The sequence below is a fragment of the Streptomyces bungoensis genome (assembly GCF_001514215.1).
GTDB lineage: Bacteria > Actinomycetota > Actinomycetes > Streptomycetales > Streptomycetaceae > Streptomyces > Streptomyces bungoensis.
On sequence record NZ_KQ948885.1, the window covers coordinates 23,860 to 26,425 of the forward strand.

1 protein-coding gene is annotated in these 2,566 nt (G+C 70.2%); it reads left to right on the forward strand.

What is annotated here, in order from left to right; all coding sequences use genetic code 11:
- Positions 1-2,566 (forward strand): SDR family NAD(P)-dependent oxidoreductase (locus tag AQJ66_RS35875; RefSeq protein WP_159052699.1); only part of this gene is annotated, 2,566 nt, incomplete at both ends.

Genomic DNA, 2,566 nt, shown 5'->3' on the forward strand with positions numbered 1-2,566 from the left:
GTTGGGTGAGGTGCGGGCGGGTGAGCGGGTGCTGGTGCATGCGGCGGCTGGTGGTGTGGGGATGGCCGCGACGCGGTTGGCCCGGTATCTGGGTGCGGAGGTGTTCGCCACGGCGAGTGCCGGCAAGTGGGGCACCCTGCGCGGACTCGGCCTGGATGAACAGCACATCGCCTCGTCCAGGGACACCGACTTCGAGGCGGCGTTCCTGGCGGTGACCGAGGGCCGGGGCGTGGATGTGGTCCTGGATTCGCTGGCGGGTGAGTTCGTGGACGCGTCGCTGCGGTTGTTGCCGGGTGGTGGTCGGTTCCTGGAGATGGGCAAGACCGACGTCCGGGACGCGGAGGCGGTTGCCGCGCAGCATCCGGGTGTGGCCTATCAGGCGTTCGACTTGATGAACGTGGCACCGGAACGGATCGGGCAGATGCTGGCCGAGCTGGTCGCGTTGTTCGAGCAGGGGGCCATCGCGCCGCTTCCGGTGACGTGCTGGGATGTGCGGCGGGCGCCGGAGGCGTTCCGGTATCTCTCCCAGGCCCGTCACGTCGGCAAGGTCGTGCTGACGGTTCCGGCTCCGCTGGACCGCGATGGCACGGTGTTGGTGACCGGTGGCACGGGTGGCCTGGGTGCCCTGGTCGCCCACCACTTGGTCACCGAGCACGGTGTGCGGCGTCTGCTGCTGGCCAGTCGCCGTGGCCCGGAGGCACCAGGTGCCGCCGAACTCGTCGCAGAGTTGCTCGACTTGGGCGTCCATGCCGAGGTCGTCGCGGTGGACGTGGCCGACCGAGACCAGCTTGCCGCCGCCCTCGGCACGATTCCGGCGGAGCACCCGCTGACAGCCGTCGTGCACACAGCGGGCATCGTCGATGACGGTGTGGTGGCTTCCCTCACCCCCGAACGCGTCTCCCGGGTGCTGCGGCCGAAGGCGGACGCGGTGGCGCACCTGCACGAGCTGACCCGGGACGCGGACCTGTCTGCGTTCATCGTCTTCTCCTCTGTCATGGGTACGTTCGGCGGCGCGGGCCAGGCGAACTACGCGGCCGCCAACGCTTTCCTGGATGCCTTCGCCGCCTGCCGTCGTACCGCGGGGCTGCCGGCGACCGCACTGGCCTGGGGCCCCTGGACGCCGGGTGCGGGGATGACGGCCGAGCTGACCGAGGCCGACCTGCGGCGCATGGCACGCGAGGGCATGCGGCCGCTGGCCCCTGATCTGGGTCTCGGACTGCTGGACGTGGCACTGGAGCAGGGCGGTGCTCTGGAGCGGGCCGGTGTGCTGCCGATGCACCTCGACCTGGACGGCCTGCGTCGACGGGCCGGCGACGAGGTGCCCGCGCTGCTGCGGGCCCTGGTCCGGGTGCGCGCCCGTCGTAAGGCAGACGTCGCTTCCGGGGCCCAGCGTCGGGACTTCAGGACACAACTGGGTGCAGCGCAGCCGGGCGACAGGGACCGACTCGTGTCCCAGCTGGTTCGCCATGCCACGGCGGCGGTTCTCGGTCACGGATCGGGCGCCGACATCGAGATGGGCCATACCTTCAAGGAGCTCGGTCTCGACTCCCTGACGTCCGTCGAACTGCGCAACCGTGTGAACGCGGCCACCGGTCTGCGGCTCCCGGCCACGCTGATCTTCGACTACCCCACTCCAGCAGCCCTGGTCCGGCACATGAAGACCGAGCTCCTGGGCGGGGACGAGGACGCCACTGAGGCGCTGCCCGCCATGACCGGCGTGGGCGACGATCCGGTGGTGATCGTCGGGATGGCGTGCCGGTTCCCGGGCGGTGTCACTTCTCCCGAGGATCTGTGGCGGCTGGTGACCGAGGGCGGAGATGCGATCGGTGCCTTCCCGGCCGATCGGGGTTGGGATCTGGACGGCTTGTACGACCCGGAGCCTGGCAGGGCCGGGCGCACTTACGTGCGTGAGGGCGGTTTCCTGTACGACGCCGCGGAGTTCGATGCGGGGTTGTTCGGTATCTCGCCGCGTGAGGCGTTGGCGATGGACCCGCAGCAGAGGCTCCTCCTGGAGACCTCCTGGGAGGTGTTCGAGCGGGCGGGTATCGACCCGGCGAGTCTGCGCGGTTCCCGAACCGGCGTCTTCGCCGGCGCCATGGCCCAGGACTACGGTGCGTCGCTGCGCGGCACCTCCGAAGGCGTTGACGGATATCTGCTGACCGGTAACACCGGCAGCGTGGCCTCTGGCCGTATCGCCTACACCTTCGGTTTCGAGGGGCCTGCGGTGACGGTGGACACGGCGTGTTCGTCGTCTCTGGTCGCCCTGCACCTGGCCGCTCAGGCACTGCGTTCCGGTGAATGCGACCTGGCTCTGGCCGGTGGCGTGACGGTGATGTCGACGCCGGACACCTTCGTGGAGTTCTCGCGGCAGCGGGGGCTGGCCTCAAACGGCCGCTGTAAGGCGTTCGCGGAGGGTGCTGACGGTACGGCGTGGTCGGAGGGCGTGGGTCTGCTGCTGGTGGAGCGGCTGTCGGACGCGCGCCGCAACGGACACAAGGTCCTGGCGGTGGTGGCGGGCTCGGCGGTGAACCAGGATGGTGCGTCGAACGGTCTGACGGCGCCGAAC